Origin of the sequence: Achromobacter sp. (assembly GCF_032113835.1) — a bacterium.
Lineage (GTDB): Bacteria > Pseudomonadota > Gammaproteobacteria > Burkholderiales > Burkholderiaceae_B > Achromobacter.
This window is the reverse complement of sequence record NZ_DAMCTG010000012.1, coordinates 48,731-73,459: the sequence shown is the minus strand read 5'-3', so window position 1 is coordinate 73,459 and position 24,729 is coordinate 48,731. Positions and strand designations below refer to the sequence as shown.

General features: G+C 65.9%; 25 protein-coding genes. 7 read left to right on the top strand and 18 right to left on the bottom strand.

The annotated features are described in order from the left end of the window. Window positions 1-82 precede the first annotated feature (82 nt). From rplI to RT697_RS07255, 10 genes are all read right to left on the bottom strand, one after another. The gene (gene rplI, locus RT697_RS07300) at window positions 83-538 is read right to left on the bottom strand and encodes a 50S ribosomal protein L9 (protein WP_313697769.1); all 456 of its coding nucleotides are present in this window, start codon (window positions 536-538) and stop codon (window positions 83-85) included. Between the two features lie 14 nt (window positions 539-552). Next, complete coding sequence (rpsR, locus tag RT697_RS07295; RefSeq protein ID WP_006218308.1) at window positions 553-825, bottom strand: 30S ribosomal protein S18; 273 nt, start codon at window positions 823-825, stop codon at window positions 553-555. Between the two features lie 99 nt (window positions 826-924). Beyond that, entirely contained in the window at window positions 925-1,248 is a 324-nt protein-coding gene (gene priB / locus RT697_RS07290) for a primosomal replication protein N (RefSeq protein ID WP_056567416.1), read from the bottom strand. Window positions 1,249-1,298: 50 nt separating this feature from the next. Continuing rightward, window positions 1,299-1,673, bottom strand: a complete 375-nt coding sequence (gene rpsF / locus RT697_RS07285) for a 30S ribosomal protein S6 (protein ID WP_056322467.1) — start codon at window positions 1,671-1,673, stop codon at window positions 1,299-1,301. Between the two features lie 185 nt (window positions 1,674-1,858). After that, window positions 1,859-2,782, bottom strand: a complete 924-nt coding sequence (locus RT697_RS07280; RefSeq protein ID WP_313697765.1) for a DUF817 domain-containing protein — start codon at window positions 2,780-2,782, stop codon at window positions 1,859-1,861. Window positions 2,783-2,786: 4 nt separating this feature from the next. Next, window positions 2,787-3,584, bottom strand: a complete 798-nt coding sequence (gene folE2 / locus RT697_RS07275; RefSeq protein ID WP_313697764.1) for a GTP cyclohydrolase FolE2 — start codon at window positions 3,582-3,584, stop codon at window positions 2,787-2,789. Between the two features lie 209 nt (window positions 3,585-3,793). Further along, entirely contained in the window at window positions 3,794-5,656 is a 1,863-nt protein-coding gene (gene dxs, locus RT697_RS07270) for a 1-deoxy-D-xylulose-5-phosphate synthase (protein WP_313697762.1), read from the bottom strand. A gap of 54 nt (window positions 5,657-5,710) precedes the next feature. Further along, window positions 5,711-6,622 carry a farnesyl diphosphate synthase gene (locus RT697_RS07265; protein ID WP_313697760.1) on the bottom strand — a complete coding sequence of 304 codons (912 nt, stop codon included), beginning with the start codon at window positions 6,620-6,622 and terminating at the stop codon, window positions 5,711-5,713. Window positions 6,623-6,629: 7 nt separating this feature from the next. Next, window positions 6,630-6,896, bottom strand: coding sequence for an exodeoxyribonuclease VII small subunit (locus tag RT697_RS07260; protein WP_056567431.1), 267 nt, complete (start codon window positions 6,894-6,896; stop codon window positions 6,630-6,632). Between the two features lie 82 nt (window positions 6,897-6,978). Then, window positions 6,979-7,833: an IclR family transcriptional regulator gene (locus RT697_RS07255; RefSeq protein WP_313697759.1), complete on the bottom strand. Its 855-nt coding sequence runs from the start codon at window positions 7,831-7,833 to the stop codon at window positions 6,979-6,981. 168 nt (window positions 7,834-8,001) lie between these two features. Between RT697_RS07255 and RT697_RS07250 the strand changes: the two genes are divergently transcribed. The 3 genes from RT697_RS07250 to RT697_RS07240 all read left to right on the top strand — a co-directional run bounded on the left by RT697_RS07250 (window position 8,002) and on the right by RT697_RS07240 (window position 11,630). Next, entirely contained in the window at window positions 8,002-8,970 is a 969-nt protein-coding gene (locus RT697_RS07250; protein ID WP_312429599.1) for a tripartite tricarboxylate transporter substrate binding protein, read from the top strand. 213 nt (window positions 8,971-9,183) lie between these two features. Beyond that, the gene (locus tag RT697_RS07245) at window positions 9,184-10,194 is read left to right on the top strand and encodes an acyltransferase family protein (RefSeq protein ID WP_313697757.1); all 1,011 of its coding nucleotides are present in this window, start codon (window positions 9,184-9,186) and stop codon (window positions 10,192-10,194) included. Between the two features lie 290 nt (window positions 10,195-10,484). Further along, the gene (locus RT697_RS07240) at window positions 10,485-11,630 is read left to right on the top strand and encodes an aromatic ring-hydroxylating dioxygenase subunit alpha (RefSeq protein WP_175124670.1); all 1,146 of its coding nucleotides are present in this window, start codon (window positions 10,485-10,487) and stop codon (window positions 11,628-11,630) included. Window positions 11,631-11,721: 91 nt separating this feature from the next. Here the strand turns inward: RT697_RS07240 and RT697_RS07235 are convergent, their stop codons facing one another. From RT697_RS07235 to RT697_RS07215, 5 genes are all read right to left on the bottom strand, one after another. After that, window positions 11,722-12,852: a TIGR03364 family FAD-dependent oxidoreductase gene (locus RT697_RS07235; protein ID WP_313697756.1), complete on the bottom strand. Its 1,131-nt coding sequence runs from the start codon at window positions 12,850-12,852 to the stop codon at window positions 11,722-11,724. Window positions 12,853-12,940: 88 nt separating this feature from the next. Next, window positions 12,941-13,963 (bottom strand): putative 2-aminoethylphosphonate ABC transporter substrate-binding protein, encoded by a 1,023-nt coding sequence (locus RT697_RS07230; protein ID WP_191576595.1) that lies wholly within the window; start codon window positions 13,961-13,963, stop codon window positions 12,941-12,943. A gap of 128 nt (window positions 13,964-14,091) precedes the next feature. Beyond that, window positions 14,092-14,922, bottom strand: coding sequence for a phosphonoacetaldehyde hydrolase (phnX, locus tag RT697_RS07225; protein WP_313697754.1), 831 nt, complete (start codon window positions 14,920-14,922; stop codon window positions 14,092-14,094). A gap of 18 nt (window positions 14,923-14,940) precedes the next feature. Continuing rightward, complete coding sequence (locus RT697_RS07220) at window positions 14,941-16,755, bottom strand: putative 2-aminoethylphosphonate ABC transporter permease subunit (RefSeq protein ID WP_313697753.1); 1,815 nt, start codon at window positions 16,753-16,755, stop codon at window positions 14,941-14,943. Continuing rightward, on the bottom strand, window positions 16,733-17,806 hold the full coding sequence (locus RT697_RS07215) for a putative 2-aminoethylphosphonate ABC transporter ATP-binding protein (protein ID WP_313697752.1): 1,074 nt from the start codon (window positions 17,804-17,806) through the stop codon (window positions 16,733-16,735). Before RT697_RS07215 ends, RT697_RS07220 begins: the two co-directional genes overlap by 23 nt. A 146-nt stretch (window positions 17,807-17,952) precedes the next feature. On the opposite strand from RT697_RS07215, the gene RT697_RS07210 reads away from it, so the two are divergent. Both RT697_RS07210 and RT697_RS07205 read left to right on the top strand, forming a co-directional pair. Next, complete coding sequence (locus RT697_RS07210; RefSeq protein WP_313697803.1) at window positions 17,953-18,816, top strand: LysR family transcriptional regulator; 864 nt, start codon at window positions 17,953-17,955, stop codon at window positions 18,814-18,816. Window positions 18,817-18,868: 52 nt separating this feature from the next. Next, the gene (locus tag RT697_RS07205) at window positions 18,869-19,438 is read left to right on the top strand and encodes a phosphonate degradation HD-domain oxygenase (RefSeq protein ID WP_175124676.1); all 570 of its coding nucleotides are present in this window, start codon (window positions 18,869-18,871) and stop codon (window positions 19,436-19,438) included. Window positions 19,439-19,492: 54 nt separating this feature from the next. On the opposite strand, the gene RT697_RS07200 is transcribed toward RT697_RS07205, so the two are convergent. Both RT697_RS07200 and RT697_RS07195 read right to left on the bottom strand, forming a co-directional pair. Then, entirely contained in the window at window positions 19,493-20,344 is an 852-nt protein-coding gene (locus RT697_RS07200; RefSeq protein ID WP_313697750.1) for a sulfurtransferase, read from the bottom strand. Between the two features lie 37 nt (window positions 20,345-20,381). Next, window positions 20,382-21,236 (bottom strand): DMT family transporter, encoded by an 855-nt coding sequence (locus RT697_RS07195; RefSeq protein WP_313697748.1) that lies wholly within the window; start codon window positions 21,234-21,236, stop codon window positions 20,382-20,384. A 153-nt stretch (window positions 21,237-21,389) separates the two neighbouring features. Here RT697_RS07195 and htpX point away from each other — a divergent pair, with 153 nt between their 5' ends. After that, complete coding sequence (htpX, locus tag RT697_RS07190) at window positions 21,390-22,271, top strand: protease HtpX (RefSeq protein ID WP_056567464.1); 882 nt, start codon at window positions 21,390-21,392, stop codon at window positions 22,269-22,271. A 277-nt stretch (window positions 22,272-22,548) separates the two neighbouring features. Here htpX and RT697_RS07185 read toward each other — a convergent pair whose 3' ends face one another. After that, entirely contained in the window at window positions 22,549-23,940 is a 1,392-nt protein-coding gene (locus tag RT697_RS07185; protein WP_313697746.1) for an L-serine ammonia-lyase, read from the bottom strand. 175 nt (window positions 23,941-24,115) lie between these two features. Between RT697_RS07185 and RT697_RS07180 the strand changes: the two genes are divergently transcribed. Next, on the top strand, window positions 24,116-24,729 hold a 614-nt coding region (locus RT697_RS07180), incomplete at its 3' end, for a Na/Pi symporter (protein WP_313697745.1).

The window sequence follows — 24,729 nt, the reverse complement described above, 5'->3', positions numbered from 1 at the left end:
CATCAACACAATGGGGGTGGCGGGCCGCGAAAAGAAAAAAAGCCGGCACGCGGGCCGGCTTCTTTTTACCGCGACTGCCGGATCAGGACAGTTCGCCTTCGACCAGAACCGTGATGTCGACCACGACGTCGGCGTGCAGGGCGACCTGGACCGGGTACTCGCCGATGGCCTTCAGTTGGCCATTGGGCAGACGCACTTGGGCCTTTTCGACGGCTTCGAACGAAGCCTTCTTCAGACCTTCGGCGATGTCGGCGTTGGTGACCGAACCGAACAGACGACCGTCAACGCCGGCCTTCTGAACGATCTTGAGCTGGTAGCCGTTCATGCGCTCGCCCAGGGCTTGGGAAGCGGCCAGCTTTTCAGCCTGGACCTTTTCCAGCTCGGCGCGGCGGGCTTCGAATTCCTTCAGGGCGGCGTCGGTTGCGCGACGGGCCTTCTTCTGGGGAATCAGGAAGTTGCGGGCGTAGCCATCACGCACGCGCACGACTTCACCCAGGTTGCCCAGGTTGACGACTTTTTCGAGCAGAATAACTTGCATTTCAGTGCCCCGGATTAGTTGTGGTTGTCGGTGTAAGGCAACAGAGCCAGGAAGCGCGCGCGCTTGATGGCGGTGTCCAGCTGGCGCTGGTAGATTGCCTTGGTGCCGGTCAGGCGAGCCGGGATGATCTTGCCGTTTTCTTGCACGAAGTCGCGCAGGGTGTCCAGATCCTTGTAGTCGATCTCTTCGACGCCGGCTGCGGTAAAGCGGCAGAACTTACGACGCTTGAAGAGCGGGTTCTGCTGCGTGAATTTGCGTTTTTCTTTGCGTTTTCCGAAGAAAGCCATGATATGTGCCTTTATGTTTGAGGGGACTGGGTCAATGCCCACTTCCCCATAACCTATCCGTATTCAGAAGGTGCTCTCGCACCCTGGGTCTCATTGCCTTCAGGCCACCTGCGGATCGCGTCCAGCGCTTCCGCTGATCTTGCGCGCCTGCTGCAGATGCAGCTTGATCTTCACCGAGTCCTTGCGCGCGGGGGCCAAAAACCCCTGCACCAGCAATTCGGACCCTAAAGCGGTGTTTCTCAAGAGCAGCGCCAGATCTCCCAGTGCCACGGCGGCGATCGTCAGTTCAACACGGCGCGGGTGGCCGGCTTCGATGACCTCCGACTCGTGCGCCAGCAGCATTTCCAGCGCTGGCAAACCGGCGGGTGTGTGGCGCAAAGGCTCGCATTCGAGAACGCGGGCGCTGAGTTCCAGCTTGTTCATCCTGCCTGGCACCGAGGGGACTTGATGCAATGAGCTCTGCGTGAACCTGCTTACTCGGCCTGAGCCGGGGCAGCTTCAGCCGAAGCCTTGCGGGCTTCTTCGCGCTCGACCGACTTCATCATGATCGACGGGGTGGTCTGGGCCTTCTTGGTCTTGATGACCAGGTGGCGCAGCACGGCGTCGTTGTAGCGGAACGAGTGTTCCAGCTCATCCAGCGTGGCTTGGCCGCACTCGATGTTCAGGCAGACGTAGTGAGCCTTGACGAGCTTCTGGATCGGGTAGGCCAGTTGACGGCGGCCCCAGTCTTCCAGGCGATGGATCGAGCCGCCTTGGCCCGTGACCAGCGCTTGGTAACGCTCGACCATGGCGGGCACTTGCTCGCTTTGGTCGGGGTGAACGATAAACACTACTTCGTAGTGACGCATGGGTAAAACTCCTTGAGGATGTCTTGCTGGCTGAACGTCTTGCACCCGCGCTTTCCATCATGGGTGGAACAACTTCATCGACGTTTCGCCGCAAGGGGCAGCCCGCTACCCAAAAACCATGGGCGGTCGAGCAAGAAAGCCCTCGATTATCACCGATTGGGCGGCCGCTTGCAAGCAGGGCCGACTCAGGAAATCAGGGACGCGTCGCGCGCGGGGGGCTGCCCGGCAGCGGGAGGCAGGTCGGCCGCGCTGATCGGCCGTGGCCGGTTGACGGCGCTGACCATGACGTAGCTGATGATCATGAGCAGAAACCACGACCCCAGCTTGGCGATGGATACGACCTGCCAGACCTGCGACTGGTTGGGATAACGCCACGCATTGGCGAAGGTGCCGATGTTTTCGGCAAACCAGATGAAGAGCGCCACCAGCACGAAGCCCAGCAGCAGCGGCATGCGCCGGTAGACCTGCCAGATCCGGAAATACACCCAGGTGCGCGCGAACAGGATGGCGGTCATCGCGAACAGCGCCCACCGGAAGTCCAACACATAGTGGTGCGTGAAGAAGTTCAGGTAGATCAGCACCGAGAGCGCCGCCGTGGCCGCCAGCGGCGGATGCGCGCGGAAGCGGAAGTCAAAGAGCCGCCACACGCGGGCCAGGTAGCTGCCCACCGCCGCATACATGAAGCCGGTGAAAAGCGGCACGCCGCCGATGCGCAGCACACTGGGCTCGGGATAGATCCACGAACCGGCGGCGGTCTTGAAGATCTCCATGCAGGTGCCGACCACATGGAACATCAGGATCACGCGCGCCTCGCTCCAGGTTTCCATGCGCAGCGCGAGCAGCGCAGCCTGGATGCCCAGCGCGGCGAGCGTCAGGAAGTCGTAGCGCGCCAGCGCCGCGTCCTTGGGATACCACCAGTGCGTGCCCAGCAACAGCGCGCACATCAGGCCGCCGAAAAGGCACGCCCAGGCCTGCTTCACACCGAAACGGAAGAACTCGTAAAGCGCCACGCCAAGGCGGCCGCGGCTTGCCAGGCTGCTGGCCAGCCGCGCTTCCCATTGCTGCAGATCGGCGATGAGCGGCCAGTCGCTGGCCGCCGGATGGCGCACGGGCTTAGCCTTCAACGACGGCGTAGGCCGAGTGGTTGTGGATGGACTCGAAGTTCTCGGCTTCGACGCGGTAGCGCGCGATGCCGGGATGCGCATTCAGGCGGGCGGCGACGTCGCGCACCAGGTCCTCGACGAACTTGGGATTGTCGTAGGCGCGTTCGGTGACGAACTTTTCGTCGGGTCGCTTGAGCAGACCCCACAGTTCGCACGAGCCTTCGTCTTCGATCAGGCGGATCACGCCGTCCATCGAGATGTCTTCGTTCAGGATGGCCGACACCGTGACGTGCGAACGCTGGTTGTGCGCGCCGTATTCGGAGATGGCCTTCGAACAGGGGCACAGGCTGGTGACCGGCACCTGGACCACGAGTTCGAATTCGACGCGGTCGGCCTGCGCACGCGCAATCCATTGAACTTCGTAGTCCAGCAGGCTTTGCACGCCGGAGATCGGCGCGGACTTGTTGATGAAGTACGGGAACGATGCGGTGATGTCGCCGCGTTCGGCATGCAGCAGCGGCAGCATGTCGGCCGCCATGGTGCGGAACAGGGCCGGCGTCATGGCCGTGGTGCGGTATTTTTCGAGCAGGGCCACAAAGCGGGACATGTGCGTGCCCTTTTCTTCGGGCGGCAGGGCCACGGTCAACGTCCAGTTGGCCACCGTGCCTTGCGCCGAGCCGTCGCCGCTCTGGACCAGCATGGGATGACGCACGCCGCGGATGCCGACGCGCTGGATCGGGATATGCCGCGTGTCCGTGGCGCTCTGGATGTCGGGCATCACGATGGCGGGATCGATCGGAGAATTCATGTCGGCTTACCTGTCCGGGCCGGTCTGCCGTGGAGCAACGTGCTGGCCCAGTTGTCTTGAGAAGGGGCTAATTATCGCCCAGCCGCGCGCGATGAGAAGGGGTAACCCTGCGGCTTCCATGCGGGCGGGGCTGGAACAGTGTGTTTCATCCTTGCGTCCGAAGGCGCACGCCCTCGGCCGCAAGGATCAGCCGGATCAGACCTGCCCGATCACTTCAACAGGTCGGCGTATCGCGTGCGGATCGACTGCTCGATGCCCGCGGCATCCAGACCCAGGCCGGCCAAAAGGGCCGATTGCTCGCCGTGGTCGATGAATTCGTCCGGCAAACCAAGTTGCAGCACCGGGATCAACACGCCGGCGGCGCTCAGCACTTCAAGCACCGCGCTGCCCGCGCCGCCCATGATGCAGGCGTCTTCCAGCGTGACGAGCGCGTCGTGGCGGCTGGCCAGATCCAGGATCAGGTCGCGGTCGATCGGTTTGACGAACCGCATGTCGGCCACGGTGGCGTCCAGCTTGCCGGCGGCGGCCAGCGCGGCCTGCACCAGCGTGCCAAAACCCACGATGGCGATCTTCTTGCCTTCGCGGCGGACGACGCCCTTGCCCAGTTCAACGGTATCGAGGCCCCCGCCTTCCGCCGCGCCGCAGCCCGCGCCGCGCGGGTAACGCACCGATGCCGGACCCGGGTGCTGATAACAGGTCGACAGGAGCAGCCGGGTTTCGTTTTCGTCGGAAGGCGTGGCCACCACCATGTTCGGCACGCAGCGCAGGAAGGCGATGTCGTAATTGCCGGCGTGCGTGGCGCCGTCCGCACCCACGATGCCGGCGCGGTCCAGCGCAAACGTGACGTCCAGGTTCTGCAGGGCGACGTCATGGATGAACTGGTCGTAGCCGCGTTGCATGAACGTGGAATAGATGGCGACGACCGGCTTCTGGCCTTCGCAGGCCACGCCAGCGGCGAACGTGACGGCGTGCTGTTCGGCGATGCCCACGTCGAAATACCGCTGCGGAAAGCGCTGTTCGAATTCGACCAGGCCGCTGCCTTCGCGCATGGCGGGCGTAACGGCAACCAGGCGCGAATCCTCTTGCGCCGTGTCGCACAGCCACGTGCCGAACACCTGCGTGAAGGTGCGCTTGCCCGGCGCCTTCGATTGCTGGATGCCGACGGCCGGATCGAATTTGCCGGGACCGTGATAAAGCACGGGATCAGCTTCGGCCAGCTTGTAGCCCTGGCCCTTGCGCGTGACGACGTGCAGGAACTGCAGGCCTTCGAGGGCCTTCAGGTTCTGCAGCGTGGGAACCAGCGCGTCCAGGTCATGGCCGTCGATGGGACCGACGTAGTTGAAGCCAAGCTCTTCGAACAGCGTGGCGGGGGTGACCATGCCCTTGGCGTGTTCCTCGAAGCGGCGCGCCAGTTCAAGCACCGGGGGCACATGCTGCAGCACCGCCCGTCCCACGTTCTTGGCCGCGGCGTAGAAGCGGCCGGACATCAGACGCGCCAGATAGCGGTTCAGCGCCCCCACCGGCGGCGAGATCGACATGTCGTTGTCGTTCAGGATCACCAGCAGGTTGATGTTGGGCGTGACGCCCGCGTTGTTCATGGCTTCGAACGCCATGCCCGCGGACATGGCGCCGTCGCCGATCACGGCGATGTGCTGACGCTGTTCGCCCGCATTGCGCGAGGCCACCGCCATGCCCAGGGCTGCGGAGATCGACGTGGACGAGTGCGCGGTGCCGAAGGCGTCGTACTCGGACTCGCTGCGTTTCGGAAAGCCCGAAATGCCGCCCTGCTGACGCAGCTTGGCCATGCCGGCGCGGCGTCCCGTCAGGATCTTGTGCGGATAGGACTGATGGCCCACGTCCCACACGATGCGGTCGTGCGGCGTGTCGAACACCTGGTGCAGCGCCAGCGTGAGTTCGACGGTGCCCAGGTTGGACGACAGGTGTCCGCCCGTTTTTGATACCGACTCCAGCACGAAGCCGCGCAGTTCGTCTGCAAGCTTTTTCAGTTCGCGACGATCCAGGCGCTTGAGGTCAGCCGGCGATTGAATGCGGTCCAGTAAATCTGTCGTCATGCTTTTATGGGGTTCGTTGGCCCGGCCTACCAAGAAGGCCGGGCTGATCTCGGATCAGCGGTCTCGAAGAACGATGAAGTCGGCAAGCTGGGCCAGACGCGCACCCGCGTCGCCCAGCGGCGCGAGAGCACCCAGCGCCGCCACGCGCAGTTCCTCGGCGAAGGCCCGGGCCTCGTCCAGGCCCAGCAGGGAAACGTACGTAGGCTTGTTTTCGGCGGCGTCCTTGCCCGGCGTCTTGCCCAGGCTGGCGCTGTCCGCGGTGACGTCGAGAATGTCGTCGACCACCTGGAACGCCAGGCCCATGGCCTGCGCGTAGGCGTCCAGCGCCTGGCGCGATGCCGAGCTGGCGCCCGCCACGATGCCGCCCAACGCCACGCTGCACGCCAGCATGGCGCCGGTCTTCATGCCGTGCATCATTTGCAGTTCATCTCGCGACAGCGAGCGGCCGACGCTGAACAGGTCGATCGCCTGCCCGCCCGCCATGCCCTGGCTGCCGGCGGCACGTGCCAGCGACTGCGTGGCCTGGACGATCAGCGCCGGGGCGATCGGCATGGACGCGACCAATTCGAACGCCAGCGGTTGCAACGCATCACCCGCCAGCATGGCGGTAGCTTCGTCGAACTGCACGTGCGTGGTAGGCCGGCCGCGACGCAGCGTGTCGTCGTCCATGCAGGGCAGATCGTCATGGATCAGCGAGTAGGCATGGATCAGTTCGACGGCGGCGGCCGCGCGGTCCAGCGAAGCCTCGATGGCGAGGACGCTGCCGCTGACGGGGCAGGCCTGTCCGGCGGCATAGACCAGGGCGGCGCGCACGCGCTTGCCGCCGCCGAGCACCGCGTAGCGCATGGCTTCATGCAAGCGGTCAGGCGCCTGATCCGCCGGGGGCAGCAGATCGTCGAGCACGTCTTCGACGTGGCGCGCACGGCCTTGCAACCACTCGGAAAATGCGAGTTGAGTTTGCTTCATCGGTGTCTTATTCGTCGTCCAGGGCCGCGGGATCCAGCGGCCGCAGCAGGCCGCCCTCGAGGACCTTGACCTGCTGCTCGGCCTGCGCCAGGCGATCCTGGCACACCCGCGTGAGCGCCACGCCGCGCCGGTAGGCAGCCAGCGATTGCTCGAGCGGCAGCGATCCGTCTTCCATGGCCGCGACCAGCGATTCCAGTTCGGCCAGCGCCGTTTCGAAATCCTGGGGCAAGGGACGATCGTCGTTCTGCGGATCAGCTTGAGTGGGTTTGGCCAAACGGGCCTCCGGGGCACTTGGGGGTGGATTAATCCGTGAATTGTACGAGATAGCCAGGCACGGCCCGGATGCGGCCGGCGCCCTAGGCCGGCGTACCCGCCAGGCCCGCCACCGCCGCCAGGAGCGCCGGGGCGACGTGATCCCGAAGATGCGAGGCCTCCAGCAAGCCGGCCGGCCCGCCGCAGCTCATGACGAAGACGCCCTCGCCCGTGATGGACGTGAACGGCACGGCCACGGCATTGATGCCGGACTGCCATTCGCCGATGGCGCAGCAGCAGCCGGCCTGCGCCAGTTCGGCGCGCGCCCGCGCAATGGCCTCGGGCGCGGGCGCCGATTGGTCCAGGCGCGCCATGACGGCGTCGCACTCGTCCTCGGGCAGGCTGGCCAGGTAGGCGCGTCCCATCGCGCTGTCCAGCGTGGCGCGGTAGCCGACAGGCAGACGCAGGTACAGCGCGGACGAGCCGTGAATCGCTTCGACGTAGGTCATGGCGTCGCCGTCGAAAGCGCCCAGCGCCACCGCGCCGCCGGTTTCGCGCGCCAGATCGGCCATGGAGGCCTTGGCCAGTTCGCGCACCTCAAGCCCGGCGAGCAGGCCAAAGCCCAGCGCCAGCACGCCGTAGCCGGGCGAATACTTGCCGGTGTCGGGGTGGTAACGCAGGTAGCCCAGTTCCGTCAGCGTGTACGTGATGCGGCTGATGGTGGGCTTGGGCAGGCCGGTCAGGCGCGCCAGATCCAGGTTGCCCAGCGCGGACACGCCGTGGCGAAAACAACGCAGCACGTCCAGACCGCGCGCCAGCGCCGTGATGAAGTCGGGGGAATTGGCGCCCTCACCCGCGCCGGCTGCCCGTTTGCGGCGCGCGGGCAGGCTCAGTTCAAGCTTCTGGTCCGGCTTGGACGGCGGATGGGCAATGCGCTTGGCGCCAGAAAACGGTTGCATTTATATACGCTTCGTTTTTATAGTTTATTTCGGAAGACAGAATTAAATTCCATATTCCGGAATTTAAAACATCCAAGGAGACCTGGCAAGCAGCGCCATGATCGACAGGCGCGCAAGCCAAGCCAGGCCCGGCGATCCACTCTGACCATGCGATTTCAAGGGGAAAACATGATTCGCAACAGCTTCAAACTGCTCGCCACCCTGATGCTCAGCGCCGCCGCACTGGGCGCCCAGGCCGATACGTATCCGTCGCGCCCGATCAAGGTGATCTCGCCCTTCCCGGCCGGCGGCGCCACCGACGTGCTGACGCGCGTCCTGGCCGAGCGGATGGCCAAGAACCTGGGCCAGTCCATGATCGTGGAGAACAAGGCCGGCGCGGGCACGTCGATCGGCGCGGCCTATGTCTCGCGCGAAGCGCCGGACGGCTACACCATCCTCATGGCCACCAACTCGACGCTGGTGACCAACCGCTATCTCTATAAAGAACTGCCCTACGACCCCGACAGCTTCGCCAAGATCGGCATGGTCGGCGTCGGCCCGCTGGTCCTGCTGTCCTCGCCCAAGCGGCCGTTCAACAGCACGCAGGACGTGGTTGCGTACGCCAAGCAGAATCCGGGCAAGCTGACGTTCGCGACCTTCGGTCCGGGCACCTCGTCCCATTTGGCCGGCGAGCTGTTCAAGGAACGCGCCGGCATCGACATCCTGCACGTTCCCTTCAAAGGCGCCACGCAGGCCCTGCCCGCCCTGATCAGCGGCGACGTCGACCTGTTCTTCGACATGGTGGCGACCGGCATGCCGCAGGCTGACGCCGGCAAGGTCAAGGTCTTCGCGATCACGAGCCCCACGCGCCTGGCGACCGAGCCCAACGTGAGCACGCTGGCCGAACAAGGCTATCCCGCGTTCGACATGACCGCGTGGTTCAGCTTCGTGGCCCCCAAGGGCACGCCGGCGCCCGTCGTGGAACGTCTGCAGGCCGCGCTGACCGAAACGCTGAAGGACGAAGCGGTCAAGAAGCGCCTCTTGGACATGGGCATCGACCCGCGTTCGGGCACGGCGGCCGAGCTGGACAAGCAGATCAAGACCGAGCAGCCCATCGTGTCGCAGCTCATCAAGCAGGCCAACATCGTCCTGCAATAAGCCAGCCCACATGCCGGTTTCGTGACAAAACGTTCGCGGAGTGCCGGCCCGCGATCGGTGTGCTCGCGGCCCTGCCGCGAGCATGCCTTTCCCCCCGACAGCGCCGTCACGGCCCTGTCGGTTTTTTACGCGCGGTCTAACCCCTGGATACAGAAATCGGCGCCACGTCGCTGCTAAGGTAAGGCGCAGTCGCCGAACCATTCCGGGAGCCCGATGCCTCAAACCGAAGACCGATACGCCCGCCTGGACTCAGCCCGCTGGCTGGCTGCGCTGGCCGTCGTTCTGCTACACAGCGCCGCACTCATCGTCAGCGATCCCGCCACCCACGGCCGCGGCGCATGGCTGGCCGCCAATCTGTACGACTCCGCCGCGCGCTGGTGCGTGCCCGTCTTCGTGATGGTGAGCGGCGCACTGCTGCTCGATCCCGACAAGCCCCAGGACGCGCGGCGCTTCTACAGCCGGCGTCTTGCGCGCATCCTGGCTCCGCTGCTGTTCTGGACGCTCTTCTACCTGGCGTGGCGCACGGGGCTGGACTGGTGGGACGACGGCCGCGTCGATTTTTCGTTCTGGCCGCGCAAGGTCGCGCAGGGCGAGCCTTACTACCACCTCTGGTACCTGTACATGATCGTGGGCCTGTACCTGTTCGCGCCGCTGGTCCGCGTGCTGTATGTGCGCAGCACGCCGAAGGCGCGCGCGCTGTGGGTCGTCGGCATCCTGGGCGTGGCGATTCTTGATGCCCTGTACCGCCGCGCGCTCGGCGCGCCGCATGGTTTTTTCCTGACGTGGTTCCTGCCTTACCTGGGCTACTTCGTTGCGGGCCGATTGATCTTCGATGGCGAGATGCGCGTTCCGCGGCCGGGCCTGATGCTGGCCGCCACCGTGGCCGCGACCGCGTTGGGCGTGACCATCATGTCCAACGGCCACGTGCTGGACACCTACTTCTACGACTACTTCAGCCTGACGGTGCCATTCATGTCGCTGGCCGCGTTCCAATGGATCGTGTCCTCGCCCCGCTTGCCGCGGCTGGCGGCGTTGGCCCCGCTGACGTTTGGCGTATACCTCATCCATCCGGTCTACCTGGATGTCGCGCGCCGCATCGGGGCCTTTTCCGGCCAGGACCGCGACGCGTGGGTGGTGCCGCTCCTGACGATGATGGTGTTTGCATTGTCGGCCGCCAGCAGCTGGTTGCTGCGGCGTCATCCGGCCACGCGCCGCCTCGTCTGAAAGCCCTACGGCACAAGGCGTTGTTCGCGGTTTGCGCGCGGGCAAACCCACCCCGGGATTCACGCGAATGGCCCGGCCTTTTGCGGCGGGCGTCGCACAAGCCCTTGGGGTACAATTCACGGCTTATTTGATCGGCCAGACACCGATTTTTCTTCGCGCCAGTACGGATTCAACCAGGCTCGAATTCATGAACAAGGCCCCCGGCACACACCGCGAGGGACCTGTACTTGAACAAAAGCGCCTGGCAAGGCTCAAACCGTCCTGGCTTTTTTATCCGAGCGGAGGGAATCATGACCGACATCGGTCGGATGGCACATGTCGTGCCAGCTCGCACCCAGCTACCCGTCAGCGCTTATTTTGACGAAGCCCTCTTTGCCCGCGAGCAAGAACTCATTTTCAAGCAATCCTCGCTGTACGTCGGCCACCAGAAATTGGTGCCCGAAATCGGGGATTGGCGTACGTTGGTCCAGGAAAACGGAGGGCGCTCGCTGGTTCGCAACCAGCATGGCGTCGAACTCATCTCAAATGTCTGCCGTCACCGTCAGGCATTGATGCTTGGTGGCGAAGCCGGCAACGTGGCCGGCAACTGCAACACGCATGGCAACCTGAAGGCAACCGGCGGCAACATCGTCTGCCCGTTGCACCGCTGGACGTACAACAACCAGGGCGAGTTGTTGGGCGCGCCGCAGTTCGAGACCACGCCCTGCATGAACCTGCAGAAGTTCCGCCTGCGCGATTGCCACGGGCTGCTCTTCGAAGGCCCGCGCGACCCGGCCGCCGACATGGCGCCGTTGTTCGGGCGGCCCGAGTTCGACTTCGGCGACTATGTGCTGGACCACGTTGAAGTGCATCAGTGCAACTACAACTGGAAGACCTTCATCGAGGTCTACCTCGAGGACTACCACGTCGGCCCGTTCCATCCCGGACTGGGGCGTTTCGTCACCTGCGACGACCTGACCTGGGAGTTCAACGACTGGTACAGCCTGCAGAAGGTCGGCGTGCACAACGCGCTGGCGCAGCCGGGTTCGGATGTGTACAAGCAGTGGCACGACCGCCTGCTGTCGTTCCGCGAAGGCGACGCCCCCGACTTCGGCGCCGTGTGGGTCACGTACTTCCCGACCCACATGATCGAGCTCTATCCGCACGTGCTGGTGCTGTCCACGCTGTACCCGAAGGGCCCGCAGGAAACGGTCAATGTGGTCGAGTTCTACTACCCCGAGGAAATCGCCGCCTTCGAGCGCGAGTTCGTCGAGGCGCAGCGCGCGGCCTACATGGAAACGGCCATCGAGGACGACGAGATCGCAGAACGCATGGATGCCGGCCGCAAGGCATTGATGCTGCGCGGCGTAAACGAGACCGGTCCTTACCAGTCGCCCATGGAAGACGGCATGCAGCACTTTCACGAGTGGTACCGCCGCATCATGCAGTCGGTGTAGTCCCCACCCGCTTCAGCCCGCATGACAAAGGGCCTTGCGACATCCCTTTCGGATCCGCAAGGCCCTTTTTTCGTCCAGCGGCAGTACGCGTTCAGCGTCCCGTGACACCCGCCACAGTCCGTTCGCCGATCGCCAGTCCCACCGTCATGCCGACGCCGGAGTGCATGACCGCCACCGTGGTCGCCGCGTCCACCGGGATCACCGAGAACGGCGCCGGACCGTGCGCGCCGTAGACGCCCTGCCACCGCTCGACCACGCGCAGCCGCGCGCCCAGCGCTTGCGAGGCGAGGTCCAGCATGGCGTTGTCGACGGCTTCGTCGTTGAACGGCAACGCGTCCTGCCCGTACTGGTGCGAGTCGCCGATGATCAGTTCGCCATGCGGCGTGGGGCTGATCAACAGATGGATGCCGTTTTCCAGCAGCATCGGCGTACGCGCCTGGATCACGCCGCGCAGCGTCTGCGCCGTCGGCAGGTCCGAGAATGCGCCGTAATGCACGCAGGACAGGCCGGTGAGCAGCGGCCGGTCCAGCGCGATGGCCGGGCCGTCGAACACCGCACGCAGCATCTGCAGGCGCGTGACTTCGAGGTTCAGCGGCGCGAACTGTTCGGGCAGCAGGGTCAGGTAGTCGTGGCCAGGACACACGAACACATGCGACGCTTTGAAGTCGCCCGCCGAGGTGCTGACTTCGCCATGCTCCACGGCACGCGCCAGGGTGCCGGTGATGAAGTCGACGCCCAGCGAGGACTGCAGATAGCGCGTGATGGCCGGCAGCGCCTCGCGCGAATAGATCTGCAGGTCGTCGTGGCCGCGCAGCGCCGTGCAGTGGTGGGCCAGCTGGCCGTTGTACAGGCCCGCCACCTCGCGCGCCGACAGCAGGTCGGCACGGTACCCTTCCTGCCGCAGCCGCATGTCCGCGAACTCCCGCAACACGTCGGCCTCGTCGGCATTACGCGCCAGCACCAGCGCGCCATTGGCGCGCACATGAAAACCCGCCTTGTCCGCCAGGTCGAGCCACAGCTCGCGCGACTGCTGCGCGTGCGACAGCATCATGCCGGGCGCCTGGCCCGTCACGATGACCTGGCCGAAGTTGCGGATGGTCGCGCCGTGCGCCTGGCGGCTGCGCTCGATCACGGCCACGGACAGGCCGCGCTTGGCGGCCGCCCAGGCATGCGCGATGCCGAGCATGCCCGCGCCCACCACGATTACGTCGTAAGTCTTCATTTTTGAACTACTGCGAGAGGGATGTCGGGGAGGCCCCCGCGGGCCTCCCGATGCGCGGCGGCGCGCTGCCGCCGCGGTGGGTCAGGAATTACTTCTTCTTCGGCTCGGACTTGCCGTCGTAGCGTTTCGTCCACTCGGCAATGATGCGGTCGCGGTTCGTCGCGGCCCACGTGAAGTCGTTCTTGATCATGCGCGAGGTCAGATCGGCCGGCAGGTTCGGATTGGCAGTTGCGATCGAGGGGATCGCCAGCACCGCGAAGTTGGCCTTGTACAGCTCGTTGGCTTCGCGGCTTGCCGAGAAGTCGGCCAGCTTGCGGGCGGCATCGAGGTTCTTGGTGCCCTTCATGATGGCGGTGGCTTCCACTTCCCAGCCCAGGCCTTCCGACGGGAACACGGCTTCGACCGGCGCGCCGTCGGCCTTCAGCTTGGCGGCGCGGTAGTCGAACGAGATGCCGATCGGGAATTCGCCGGCGGCGGCCATGTTGCAGGGCTTGGAGCCCGAGTGCGTGTACGAACCGATGTTCTTGTGCAGGGCGTCCATGTAGGCCCAGCCCTTTTCTTCACCGAAGATCTGCAGCCAGGCGCTGACGTCCAGGAATCCCGTGCCGGACGAGGCCGGGTTCGGCATGACGATCTTGCCGGCGTACACCGGCTTGGTCAGGTCCTGCCACGACGTGGGCTTGGGCAGCTTCTGCTTTTCGGCTTCGATCGTGTTGAAGCAGATGGCGGCGGCGTAGCCGTCCATGCCGACCCAGGCCGGCTCGGCCTTGGCGTCGCGCATGTTGGCGGCGATCTGGTCCAGACCCTTGGGCGCGTAGGGCTGCAGCATGCCTTCCTTGTCCATCAGCCCCAGCGCAGTGCCGGCCAGCCCCCAGATCACGTCGGCCTTGGGGTTGTTCTTTTCGGCCAGCAGCTTGGCGGCGATGATGCCGGTGGAGTCGCGCACCCACTGGATCTTGATGTCGGGATTGGCCTTTTCGAAGGCGGCCTGATAGGCCTTGATCTGGTCGGCTTCCAGCGCCGTGTAGACGGTCAGCGTGGTCTCGGCCGAGGCGGCGCCCATCACGCCCGTCAGGGCGGCGGCCAGTGCAAGCAGCTTGTAGCGATTCATGAACAACTCCGTGAGTGAGCGGAAAAGCGGGGTGAACGAGGTCCCCACGGCCGGCGGCTGCCGGCTGCGGATCGTGGTGAGTCAAAGGTCTATGGATGGCCCGGGACGCCGGGCGGCAAGCGTCTAGTTCAGGGGCGGTCGCCTCGCGCCAGTCGGGCTTCGATGTCGTCGACCACGGCCGGCAGGTCGGCCACCGTGTCGATCAGGTAGTGCGGGCCGGCCGGATCCAGCTCCGCGCGGGCGGCATCGCGCGCCGCGTCGCGGGCGGGTTCGGAAAGGCGCTTGTACTCGTCCAGCGTCAGGCCTGCGGCGTTGCCGGACAGCAGCAGACCGACGGTCCACATGCCCGCCCGGCGGCCTTCTTCGATGCCGGGGGCGGTGTCGTCGACCTTGATGCAGCCGGCCACATCGGACAGGCCAAGCTCCACCACATTCTTCAAGGCCATGGCGGGCGCCGGACGCGCGCGCGGCACCTCGTCGCTGGCGACGATGCAATCGGGCGTCAGGTCCTCGGTGGCGGCGCGTTCAACGACGCGGCCCATCACGCTGGCGGGATAGCCGGAGCACGAGCCGATCTTCAGGCCTCGTTCGCGCAAGGCGCGCATCACGTCGGCTGCGCCCGGAATGGCGGCCGAATACTGAGCCACTTTTTCCAGCTGCATCGGCAGGAATCGCTCGTAGATGGCGGTGACGTCGTCGTCGCTGGGCAGGCGGCCGAAGCGGGCCTGGTACTGGTTGGCAATGGCTGGCTGGTCGCACAGTGCGCGGATGTGGTCCCACTTGCCCATTCCCATCGGGCCGCGCGCCTCCTTCAGCGACACGTCCATGCCGAACTGCGCGAACGCATCCACGAATACCTTGGTGGGGGCAAAGGAACCGAAGTCGACCAGCGTGCCGGCCCAGTCGAATATCACCGCTTCGAGGCGGACGGGCAAAGGTTGAACAGTCATGAAAGTCATCCAGGAAAAAATGATCGGTCAGCGGGACGCCGGGCGCCGCCAGGCCTGGGTGCGCGCCACCAGGGCGCGGCTCGCCAGGTGCAGGACCAGCGCGGCAACGGCGGAACTGGCCATGATGACCGTGCACATGGCGGCAGCCGGTCCGATGAAGCCTGCGTCGTCCATGTTCAGGACGGCGACCGCGGCCAGCACCGTGGACGGGCTGTACAGAAACACCACCGCCGACACGGTCGTCATGGCGGACACGAACAGGTAGCGGGCCACGTCCAGCGCCGCGGGCAGGCACATCGGCAACGTCACACGCAGGAAAGTCGTCAGGCGCGGCACCTTCAGCGAGGCGGAGGCCGCCTCGAATTCCGGGTCCAGCGCATTGAGCGCAGTGGCGGCCGTCAGGTGCGCACTGGTGTAGAAGTGAACGACCGTACACAACACGAGCAGCGGCATCGTGCCGTACAGCATGTTGAGCGGGTTCGACAGGCTGTTGAAGAAGAAGATGTAGCCCAGGCCCAGCACCAGTCCCGGCACGGCCATCGGCATCAGCGCCAGCATGCCGGCCATGCCGCGCAGGCCGCGCGCCATCGTGCTGCGGGCAGGCACCTTCTCCATCATCCACGCGCCGGCGAACACCACCAGGGTTCCCACGAGCGCAGTGCAGAACGCCAGTTGCAGGCTGTTGCGCCAGGCGAGCCAGCCGCCGCCGTCCATGTTGTCGAAGTCGTACGAACGCAGCGACATCGACAGGTTGTACGGCCACATCTTCACGAACGAGGCCCAGACCGCCACGCCGATGATCACGAGCAGGAAGGCTGCCATGACGCCAGCCAGCATCAGGAACACCGCGTCGCGCCGGCCGTTCATGCCGGCCGCATAAGGCTGCGCACGGCCGCTCATCTGGGCGCCCTGGCGGGCGCGCAGCCGCCGGTCCAGTACGAAGGTCAGCAGCGCAGGCAGCAACAGCAGGATGCCAATCGCCGCGCCCTTGGGGAAATTCTGCTGCCCCACCACGGCCTTGTAGGCCTCCATGGCGAGCACGTTGTAGTCGCCGCCCACCACCTTGGGCACGCCGAAGTCCGTCACGGTCAGCGTGAACACCACGCAGCAGGCCGAGAACACCGCATAGCGCGTGCCGGGCAGCGTGACCGTCATGAAGGTGCGCCACGTCCCCGCGCCCATGGCGCGGGCGGCGTCATACAGGCGCCCGTCCGCCAGCGCCAGGCCGGTCAGCAGGATCATGAGCGCATGCGGAAACGTGTAGAACGCCTCTCCGACAACGATGCCCCAGAAGCCATAGATGGTGGCGCCGCCGGTCAGGCCCTTGAGCAGGCCCTGATTGCCCAGCAGGTAGACCAGCGCAATGCCGGGCAGCAGCGACGGCGCCAGCAGCGGCAGCAACGCGATCGTGCGCAAGAGGCCCTTGCCCGGCAGGCGGGTGCGCGTCAGGCCATAGGCAAAGCCATAGGCGCACGGCACGACCAGCAAGGTGGTCACGACGCCCACCGCAAGGCTGCGCCCGACCATGTCCAGGAAGCCGTCGGCGCCGATGATGCCGGCGATGACCGACAGGCCCGCCCAGCCGCCGTCGGCGTCCGTGACCGATTTCAGGAGAATCGCCGCCAGCGGCAACGCCAGGAATATCAGGAGGCCGAGCGCCAGGCCACCCTGCCCCAGCGCCAGGCCCAGCGCGCCGATCCAGGCGGGCAGCGGGCGGCGTCCCAAGGCCGGCAGCGGCGCGGCCGCGGACGAGGGGATCGCGGGCGCCGCGGAAACCGCGGCGGACTGGCCGATGGCGCGGGTATTGTTCACGGCCGGATCAAGCGTAGGCGCGTATCGCATGGCGCGGCAGCTCCACCCAGCAGCGGCCGGCAGCGTGAGGGCCCAGCAGGGCGTCTCCGGTTTCAGGGGACACGATGGAATGGACCGTGGCGCCGGGCACGCCTTCCAGACGCAGCGAAAGGCGATAGCTGCGTCCCAGGAACACGCCGTCCAGCACGTCGGCCAGCATGGCGTTCGGTTCTTCCGGCTTGGCCATGCTGACGCGCACGGCTTCCGGCCGCACGAAAAGCTTGCCCGACCCGGCGTCCAGGGCCGTTTCCACGGCCAGCTCCTGGCGGCCCACGCGGGCGCGATGGGCGTCGATGCGTTCGAACGGCAGCCAGTTGGCCTCGCCCACGAAATCGGCGATGAAGGCCGATCCCGGCTGGCGATACAGTTCGCGCGGCGTGCCGTACTGTTCGATCACGCCGCCGTTCATCACGGCGATGCGGTCGGCCATCACCATGGCCTCCTCCTGGTCATGCGTCACCATGAGCGTGGTGATCGACAGGCGCTTTTGCAGCGCGCGCAGTTCGATGCGCAGGTGTTCGCGCACCCGCGCATCCAGCGCGGACATGGGTTCGTCCAGCAGCAGCAGGGACGGCGACGGCGCCAGGGCGCGCGCCAGCGCCACGCGCTGCTGCTGGCCGCCGGATATCTGACCCGGATATTTCTGCGCCGCGCCGGCCAGGCCGACCAGCGTCAGCATTTCCTCGACGCGGTTGGCGACGTGATTGCGGTGCGCGCGCTTGCCACTCAAACCGTAGGCCACGTTCTGGGCCACGGTCAGATTCGGGAACAGCGCATAGGACTGGAACAGGATGCCGTAGTCACGCGCCTGCGGCTCGGCGTGGGAAATATCCCGGCCGGACAGCACGATGGTCCCGCTGTCCTGGCGCTCCAGGCCGGCGATGGCGCGCAGCAGCGTCGTCTTGCCGCAACCCGACGGCCCCAGCAGACACACCAATTCTCCGGCGCGGATATCCAGCGACACATCGGCCAAGGCCGTGTGGGTGCCGAATCGCTTGACGAGATTCTGCACGGAGAGAAAGGCGGTATCGCGTTGGGGCATGGGGCCTCCGGTCTGGGAACGAAGGCAGTATGGAATCGGCGTATTGAGCGTTTATGACACTTCGCGCAAATGCAGTAATAAAAACATCAAATTATTTTGGTGTACTGGCGGTCTTGCGCATTGCGTCCAACCTTCGCCCCCCGACCGTGCTCGTCGCCGAACTCAAATCCTTCTATGCCGTGGCCCGCTGCGGAACCGTCACCAAGGCCGCCGCCCAACTGGGCGTGAGCCAGCCCACGGTGACGGGACAGCTGCGCCAGCTCGAATCGCGCTACGGCATCGAACTGTTTCACCGGCAGGGTCGCGGCATGCGGCTGTCCGACGCCGGGCAGAACCTGATGCCGATGGTCGAAAAGCTGGTGCAACAGGAAACCGAGATCGACTTCCGGCTGCGCGACGCGAGCGACCTGCGCGAAGGCAACCTGCGTATCGGCGCAACCGGCCCGTACTACATCATGGATACCGTGCGGCGCTACAACCAGCGCTATCCCGGCATCGACCTGACCGTCACGATCGGCAATTCGCAGTCGATGCTCCGGGCGCTGCAGGATTACCGCATCGAGATTGCCACGTCTTCCTTTCTGATGGATGACAAGCATCTGTACCGACGCAAGATCGCCGCGGACCCGATCCGCGTGGTGGTGCACCGGACCCACCCGCTGGCCCGGCGCGGCCAGGTGCGGCTGGCCGATCTGGCGGAATATGCATTGCTCCTGCGCGAGCCGGGTTCCATGACGCGCCAACTGACCGAAGATGCGCTGCAGGCCGCCGGCGTCACCGTGCGCCGCACGCTGGAAATCGGCAGCCGCGAATCGATCCGCCAAGCCATTCTGTGCGAGCTGGGCATCAGCCTGATCCCGTCGCGCGAAATTCCGTCCCACCCCGATCTGGCCGCCCTCGACATCGAAGACGCCGGCATCGTGATGAATGAGTACCTGTACTGCCTGCGCGAGCGCCAACCGGTGCAGCTTATCGCGCGCTTTCTGGAGATGGCGCCGGCAGCCGGCTGACCGTTGCGGTCACTGCCCGCCTCTTCCCCTTGCGGCCACTCAGGAGACAACCATGGCCTTGACCCTGCAGGATATCGAACAGCTTTTCCTGGAACGCGGGCACCGCTCCTATCATGGCGAATCCGTCAGCCACCTGCGGCACGCGCTGCAGACGGCGACGCTGGCCGAACAGAACGGCGCCAACGCCCATCTCATCACGGCGTGCCTGCTGCATGACCTGGGCCATCTGATCGCCGACCGTCCCGGCACGCCGACGCTGCGCGGCATCGACGACAAGCACCAGTATTTCGTGCTGCCCTTCCTGCGCGGGCTGTTCAGCGCCGCCGTGCTGGATCCCATCCGCCTGCACGTCGAGGCCAAGCGTTACCTCTGCTATGTCGAGCCGCAGTACGAAGCGAGGCTGTCCGAGGATTCCCGCCGCAGCCTGGCGCTCCAGGGCGGCAGTTTCGACGCCGGCCAGGCGGTGGACTTTGCCAGCATGCCCGGCGCGCCCGACGCCATTCGCCTGCGGCGCTGGGACGACATGGCCAAGGTGCCGGGACTGGCGACGCCGCCGCTCGACCACTTCCTGGAAATCGCCGAAAGCGTGTCGGGACGCGTCAAGCTGGCCGCGGTCTGGTAACTGTCTGCCCGCGTCCATGAAAAAAGCCAGGGTGAATGCCCTGGCTTTTTTCGTTCATTCGCCCTTGGCCACCGGCCGGGCAGGATCGCTGCACCATTCGCTCCAGGATCCCGAATACAACCGCGATCCGGACAGGCCGGCGATTTCCATCGACAGCAGGTTGTGGCAGGCGGTGATGCCCGAGCCGCACTGGTGGACGATGGACGCCGGATCGCGCCCCGCCAGGAGGGAGCCGAATTCCGCGCGCAACGCGTCGGCTGACTTGAAGCGGCCGTCCGGCTGCAGGTTTTCGCCGTTGGGCCGGTTCAGCGCGCCGGGGATATGGCCGGCCACCGGGTCCATGGGCTCGACCTCGCCGCGGTAGCGGTTGGCGGCGCGTGCGTCGATCACGGTGAAGGCCGGCTTAGCGATGTTGGCCAGCACCGTCTGGGCGTCCACCGTGCCGGTCAGCGGCGCACCCGGCTCGACCGGCTTACCGGGCTGCACGGCGGGCGCCGCGTCATGGCTGACGGGCAGGCCAGCGGCTGTCCAGGCCTGCCACCCGCCGTCCAGCACGGCAACCTGGTCATGGCCCAGCCACCGCAGCATCCACCACAGATGCGCCGCGTACATGCCGCCGCTGGCGTCGTACGCCACTACCAGCGTGCTGGGGGTCACGCCGTGCGCGGCCATCAGGGCGCCGAACTGGGCGCGGTCCGGCAGCGGATGGCGGCCGTTCTTGCCCGTCTTCGCGGCGGCCAGCTCGGTTTCGTGATCCAGGTAGCGGGCGCCGGGAATGTGGCCGGCGTCGTAGGCCTGGCGGCCAGCAGCATGGTTGGTCAGGTCATGGCGCACGTCGAACACGCGCACGTCGGGCGTATCCAAACGCGCGGCCAGATCGGCGGCAGAGATCAGGGTCGTCGTCATGCGAGGGGGCTCCTGTGGAATTCGGCGGATGCGAAGTTCAGGCCGGCTTCGGATCGCGCATGGTGCGCCACACCGACAGCAGGCCCGCGAAGATGATGAGGCCCATGCCGGCCCAGGCCACGGCGTCCAGATGGTCGCCCCAGAAGCCCATGCCGATCAGCGCCGCGAAGATGATGGTGCTGTACTGCAAGGCGGCGGTCAGCAGCGCCGACCCCATGCCGAACGCCCGGGTCATGGCCAACTGGCCAAAAAGCCCCGCCACGCCCACGCCCAGCAGCGAAAGGTAACCGGTCCAGTCCGCATAGCCCCAGCCCTCGAAAGCCAGTCCGGCGCCGCTGGACGCACACACGGCGACCGAGAAGAACAGGACGGTGCGCCACTCGGGTTCGCCGATGCGGCCCAGTTGGCGGATCTGCATCATCGCGATGGCGGACATGGCGCCCGCCCCCATGCCTAGCAGGGCGGCAAGCCACTGGTCATCGTTGATGCTGGGCCGCAGCACGGCAATGACGCCCATGAACCCCAGCGCCACAGCCAGGATCCGCACCGGGTCGCGCTGCGCGCCGCCCCACCCCAGCATCCAACAGGCGATGAACAGCGGCGCCGTGTAGTTCAGGCTGGTGGCCGTGGCCAAAGGCAGATGGGAAATGGCGAAAAAGCCCAGCCACATCGATGTGACGCCGGACAGATTGCGCCAGATGTGCAGCTTCCAACTCGTGGGAATGATGGATTGGCGGCCGGCGCGCGCCCAGATCAGCAACAGGATCACCGACGGCAGGCCGCGAAAGAGCACGACCTGCGGTAGCGACGCGCCGTGTTCGGTGCCGAGCTTCACGAACGACCCCATGATGGCGAACATGGCGGACGCCACCAACATCCAAAGTGCCTGCATGCGGGTCTACGCTAAGGGAAAAGGGGGGAAGGAATAAGGGAAAGCGATACTATACTCTCCGTCACTCGGAGCGGAGCCGGCGAGTCGGGGAACTGGCGAGGCCCCGCGATGTCGAAATCCGGGTATTTGCCGCTCGCAGAGGAATAAAAAAACATGAAACGCATTGTTCTGTTCGTCATTACCAACCTGGCCGTCATGCTCGTGCTGTCGGCCACGCTGCGCATCCTGGGCGTGGACCGTGTCATCACGGCCAACGGGATCAACTTCAACGCCCTCCTGATCTTCTCGGTCGTGGTCGGCTTCACCGGCGCCATCATCTCGCTCCTCATGAGCAAGCCGATGGCCAAATGGAGCACCGGCGCGCAGGTGCTGGATCCCAACGCGCCCCGCAACCAGCGCGAAGCCTGGCTGGTCGACACGGTCCACCAACTGGCCGACCGCGCCGGCATCGGCCGCCCCGAAGTCGCCATCTACGAAGGCGCCCCCAACGCGTTCGCCACCGGCGCATTCAAGAACGACTCGCTGGTTGCCGTGTCGACGGGCCTCCTGGAAAGCATGTCCGAAGAGGAAGTCGCGGCCGTGCTGGCGCACGAAGTCGCGCACATCGCCAACGGCGACATGGTCACGCTTACCCTGATCCAGGGCGTGGTGAACACCTTCGTCATCTTCCTGGCGCGCGTGGTCGGCTACTTCATCGACCGCGTCGTGTTCAAGAACGAACGCGGCATCGGCCCGGGCTACTTCGTCACGGTGCTGGTCTGTGAAATCATCTTCGGCGTCCTGGCTTCGATCATCGTGGCCTGGTTCTCGCGCCAGCGCGAATACCGCGCCGACGCCGGTTCGGCCCACCTGATGGGCGCCCGCGAACCGATGATCCGTGCGCTGGCCCGCTTGGGTGGCCTGGAACCGGGCGAACTGCCCAAGTCCTTCGAAGCGTCCGGCATCACCGGCAAGGGCGGCCTGGCAGCCATGTTCGCCTCGCACCCGCCGATCCCGGCCCGCATCGCCGCGCTGCAGAATGCTCGCGTGATCTGATCGGTCACCAGCCGCAAAAAAGCCCGCTTCGGCGGGCTTTTTTGCGTGCGGATCTGGCGCATGTGCGTGGATGGGTGTCTGACACCCTCTGAAATGTTGCGACAAGCCCGAGATCGTCTCCCCAGGGTGTCAGACACCTTGCCCGCCCAGGGTGTCAGACACCTTGCCCGCATCTGACGTGTGCAACTGGTTGGGTGTCTGACACCCTCTGAGACGTTGCGACAAGCCCGAGATCATCTCCCCAGGGTGTCAGACACCTTGTCACGGCATCACATGCTCAGCACTCGACGATATTCACCGCCAAGCCACCCCGCGCCGTTTCCTTGTACTTCGTCTTCATGTCGGCGCCGGTTTCGCGCATGGTCTTGATGACCGAGTCCAGCGACACGTAGTGCTGGCCGTCGCCGCGCAGCGCCATGCGGGCGGCGTTGACGGCCTTGACCGACGCCATGGCGTTGCGCTCGATACAGGGAATCTGCACCAGACCGCCGACCGGATCACAGGTCAGGCCGAGGTTGTGCTCCATGCCGATTTCGGCCGCGTTTTCCACCTGCTCGACCGACCCGCCCAGCGCCGCCGCCAGTCCGCCGGCCGCCATGGAACAGGCCACGCCGACCTCGCCCTGGCAGCCCACTTCCGCGCCGGACAGCGACGCGTTGTACTTGTACAGCAGCCCGATCGCCGCGGCGGTCAGCAGGAAATCGCGCACGCCCTCGCGGTTGGCGCCCGGCACGAAGCGATCGTAATAGTGCAGCACCGCCGGGATGATGCCCGCTGCGCCGTTGGTGGGCGCCGTGACCACGCGCCCGCCCGCGGCGTTCTCTTCGTTGACGGCCATCGCGTACAGATTCACCCAATCCATGACGGACAGCGGGTCGGACAGCGTGCGCTCGGCGCGCTGCGTGAGATTGCGATACAGCTCCGGGGCGCGGCGGCGCACGCGCAACGGACCGGGCAGTTCGCCGTCCGCCTCGGGATAGTTGATGCCGCAGCCGCGCGCCACGCAGTCCTGCATCACCTGCCAGATCCGGTCCAGGCCGGCGTTGACTTCCGAGGCTTCGCGCCAGGTCAGCTCGTTCTGCATCATGATCTGCGCGACGGTCAATCCGTTTTCCTGGCACATGGCCAAGAGCTCGCGCCCCATGCGGAACGGATACGGCAACTGGTTGTGCGCGGCGATGACCTGGCTGTTGGACGCACCCGCGGTGACGACGAAGCCGCCGCCCACCGACAGGTAGCGCGCCTCGCGCAGGCTCTGGCCGTCGGCGTCGAAAGCGTGGAACTTCATGCCGTTGGGGTGCTCGGCCATGGCTTCGCGGCGGTAGAACATCAGATGTTCCTTTTCCACGAAGGGCAGCGGGTATTTGCCCAGGAGCGGCAACTGGCGGCTGGCGCGCACGGACGCGACCATGCCGGCGATGGCGGCCGGATCGACCGTGTCGGGCGCCTCGCCCATCAGCCCCAGCAGCACGCCCTTGTCGGTGCCGTGACCCTTGCCGGTGGCGCCCAGCGATCCGTACAGCTCGGCCCGCACGCTGGCGACGCGCGGAATCAGGCCGTCGCGCTCCAGGCCCTGGGCGAACAGCAGCGCCGCCCGCATCGGACCCACGGTGTGGGAACTTGACGGGCCGATACCCACCTTGAACAGATCGAAAACGGAAACGGCCACGCCAAACTCCAAGACATCCACAAATGATCAGGCAATGATACGCGTAGCCCCGGGCGCACGCAGCAAAGCCCCGCCGGGCGTATCCTGTATCTTCGCGCCGGGTGTCAAAGCCCGCCGGGGCATGCGATCATTACAGAATTATTACTTGTCATAAAAAGAACGGAAAAACGCCTGGATGTCTGGACTCATTACCCTGCTTGACTTCGCCGGCTACGTGGCGCTGCTCCTCTGGGGCGTGCATATGGTGCAGACGGGCGTGCAACGCGCGTTCGGCGCGGCACTGGGCGCGGCACTGGGACGCGCCCTCGGCACGCGGCTGCGGGCCTTCTTTGCCGGGCTGGGCATCACGGCCGCGTTGCAGAGCAGCACCGCCACCGGCCTGATGATCACCGGCTTTGCCGCGGGCGGCGTCGTCGGTCTGGTGCCCGCGTTGGCGGCCATGCTGGGCGCCAACGTCGGCACGACGCTGATCGTCCAGCTGCTGTCCTTCGACCTGACCGAGCTGGCGCCCATCCTTATCCTCGCCGGCGTCTGGATGTTCCGGCGCTACCCGCCGGGCCGCACGCGCGACCTGGGCCGGGTCTTCATCGGGCTGGGCCTGTTGCTGCTGTCGTTGCATCAGCTCGTCGAGCTCTTCGCCCCATTCCAGACCGCGCCCATGCTGGGCATGATCCTGGACGCGCTGGCGACCCAGCCCGTCGCCGCGGTGCTGCTGTCCGCGGCGTTCACCTGGGCGGCGCACTCCAGCGTCGCCGTGGTGGTGCTGGTGATGTCGCTGGCCAGCCACAA